Source organism: Streptomyces sp. NPDC057543, assembly GCF_042801895.1.
Classification (GTDB): domain Bacteria; phylum Actinomycetota; class Actinomycetes; order Streptomycetales; family Streptomycetaceae; genus Streptomyces.
On the sequence record NZ_JBHVFF010000510.1, the window covers coordinates 1 to 3,108 of the forward strand.

At 72.6% G+C, this 3,108-nt stretch carries 2 protein-coding genes; both read left to right on the forward strand.

The annotated features are described in order from the left end of the window. A partial coding sequence (locus ACFU8Q_RS40610; RefSeq protein WP_384464981.1) for a hypothetical protein occupies positions 1-692 on the forward strand: 692 nt, incomplete at its 5' end. 30 nt (positions 693-722) lie between these two features. Continuing rightward, complete coding sequence (secD, locus tag ACFU8Q_RS40615) at positions 723-3,074, forward strand: protein translocase subunit SecD (RefSeq protein WP_384464984.1); 2,352 nt, start codon at positions 723-725, stop codon at positions 3,072-3,074. Positions 3,075-3,108: the final 34 nt, after the last annotated feature.

Here is a 3,108-nt window from a genome sequence, read left to right on the forward strand (position 1 = left end):
ATCCTCAGCTCGGTGCTCCGCCGGGCCGGCGAGGCGTCGGCCCGGCGGGAGACTGCCGGCACGGCACCGGCCCGGCCCGGCCGAGAGCGGTGACCCCCCTCCCGGGGCCGCCCCCGGGGAACGCGCCCCCGAGGCCAGGACCGGCCACCTCGGCACGTCGCGGCCGCACACGGGAGGCCCGGCAGTTCGTCGTCGCCGTCCTGCTCGCCGTGCTCACCGTCATCGGCGGCGCCCCCGCAGCCGCCGGATCCGCGCTCCCCGCCCGGCCGTTCGCGGGTGTGCCGCCCTCCGCCGCGTCCTCACCCGGCGCCCATCAGCCGACCCTGCACAGCGACCGGACCGCCCGCACCGGCACCGCCCACGACACCCACCGCACCCACATCCGCACGGCCACGGCGACCGACGGCCCGGTGCCGACTCCCCCGCCCCGGCCCAGGGCCGGGGCCGACCACGCCCGTACCGCGCACCATCTCCCGCCGCCCGGCCCCGACATCCTGCTGCCCGGCGCACCGGGTATCCGCGTACCGCACCAGGCGCACCGACAAACACCCGCCGCGCCCTCTCGTGCCACCGACCGTTTCCGCGTCACGCTGCCCGGCGTACGCGGGCCTCCGAGGACGGCCGTTCACCGGCCACCGGTCCTGCCACCGGTCCCGTCCCACACGCACGCCGTGCCGTCCCCGCCGAGGTGAGGGCGTCCGGCGCCCCCTCGGAGGAAATCCATGACTCGCGCCACCACGGTGCGAGCGGTTCTGGCTGCGGCCGTCCTGCTCGTCTCCGTGCTCATCACGCTGACCATGTCACCCAGACTCGGCCTCGACCTGCAGGGCGGCACCAGAATGGTGCTCCAGGCCAAGGACTCCGACACCGCGAAAGCGGACCGCGAGAGCACCGACCGCACCCTTGAGGTGCTCCGCCAGCGCATCGACTCCCTCGGCGTCGCCGAACCCACCCTGACCCGCTCCGGCGAGGACCGGATCATCGTCGAACTCCCCGACGTCCAGGACCCGCGCAAGGCCGCCGAAGTCATCGGTAGAACCGCCCAGCTCAGCTTCCACGCCGTCCAGGGCCCAGGCACCGAGCCCGACGACAAGGCGGACGACAAGGCCGGCACCGGGCCCGACAACAAGGCGGAAGGCACGACCGGCGACGGGCTGACCCTCCCCGACGAACAGGGCCGCCCGCTCGCTCTCGGCCCGACCAGCCTCTCCGGCGCGGGCGTCAAGGACGCCACTGCCTCGTTCGACGCCCAGCAGGGCGCCGGCTGGACCGTCTCCCTCGACTTCCACAAGAAGGCGGGCCAGGACTGGACCCGGCTGACCGGCGAAGCGGCCTGCCACCCGGCTCAGGACGACCGGCGCCGCGTCGCCATCGTCCTCGACCAACAGATCATTTCCTCGCCGCAGGTCTCCCCCTCGGTCGGCTGCGGCGTCGGTCTGCCGTCCGGCTCCACCCAGATCACCGGCTCCTTCAGCGCCGACGAGGCCCGCGAACTGGCCCTGCTCATCAAGGGCGGCGCCCTGCCGCTCCCCGTCGAGATCGTCGAGCAGCGGACCGTCGGCCCGACGCTCGGCGCCGCCGCCATCGACGCCAGTGCCCGGGCCGCCCTCATCGGCGCCGCGGCCACGGCACTCTTCATCATCATCGTCTACCGGCTCTTCGGCGCGCTCGCCGCCGTCGCGCTCGCCGCCTACGGACTGATCTCCTACGCGGCCCTGGTCGCCCTCGGAGTCACGCTCACGCTGCCCGGCCTCGCCGGATTCGTCCTGGCCATCGGGATGGCGGTCGACGCCAACGTGCTGGTCTTCGAACGCGCCAGAGAGGAATACGCGCAACACCCGGGCCGCACCCTGCGCTCCTCGCTGACCGCCGGATTCCGAGGCGCCTGGAGCGCCGTCGCCGACTCCAACGTCACGACGCTGATTGCGGCCGGACTGCTCTTCTTCCTCGGCTCCGGACCGGTGAAGGGCTTCGGCGTCACGCTCGCCATCGGTGTGCTGGCCTCGATGTTCTCCGCGCTCGTCATCGCCCGGGCACTCACCGAGATCGCCGCACGCTCACGATTCGTCAGCGACTACCGGGGCATCAACGGCATTGCCTCCCTCGGCCGGGTACGTACCTGGCTGACCCGCCGCGATCCCCAACTGATGCGGTTCCCCCGCCGCTGGCTGATGGTCTCCGCGGCACTGGTCGCCGTCGCTGTCCTCGGGATCGTCGTACGAGGCGTCAACCTGGGCGTCGAATTCACCGGCGGCCGGCTCGTCGAGTACTCGACCAGCAGGCCCGTCGAGGTGGAGCGGGCCCGAACCGCCCTCGCCGATGCGGGCTTCGGCGACGCGGAGGTCACCACCGCAGGCGCGGGCGACCTCTCCGTACGCACCGGAAAGCTCGACAACGACGGAGAACACGCCCTGCGCGCCGCCCTCGCGAAGGAGGGCGGCGAAACCACCAAGGTCCGCGACGAACTCATCGGCCCAAGCCTCGGTGACGAACTCCGGCGCAACGCCCTGATCGCGCTCGCCATCGCCGTCCTCGTACAGCTGGCCTATCTGGTGATCCGGTTCCGCTGGACGTTCGCCGTGGCCTCGGTCGGGGCGCTGGTCCACGACGTCATCGTCCTGGTCGGCGCCTTCGCCTGGCTCGGCCGCACCGTCGACGGCATCTTCCTGGCCGCACTCCTCACCGTCATCGGATACTCCGTCAACGACTCCGTGGTGGTCTTCGACCGGGTACGGGAACTGTGGGCGAAGGCCCGCCGCGTACCCATCGCCACGGTCGCCAACCGGGCCGTTCTCCAGACGGTCCCCAGGACGGTCAACACCGGAATGGGCGCCCTGTTCATCCTGACCGCACTGGCCGTGCTGGGCGGCGACTCCCTCGCCGACTTCGCGCTCGCCCTCCTGATCGGCATCTGCGTCGGCACGTACTCCTCGGTGCTGACCGCCGTGCCCGCCGCGCTCGTCCTGGAACAGAGCAGCAAGACCCCGCCGCCCGCCCGTAAACGTGCTCCCGGACGCCGGTCCGGTACGCGGACGGCGCGCCGGGACCCGCTCGACAACGGAGCACGCGTATAGCCGCTCCGGAACGTACGACGCCCCCGCCCCGAAG

What these genes read in the sequence shown, in the direction of transcription:
- secD (WP_384464984.1), top strand. Translation starts at nt 723, where the DNA reads ATGACTCGCGCCACCACGGTGCGAGCGGTTCTGGCTGCGGCCGTCCTG.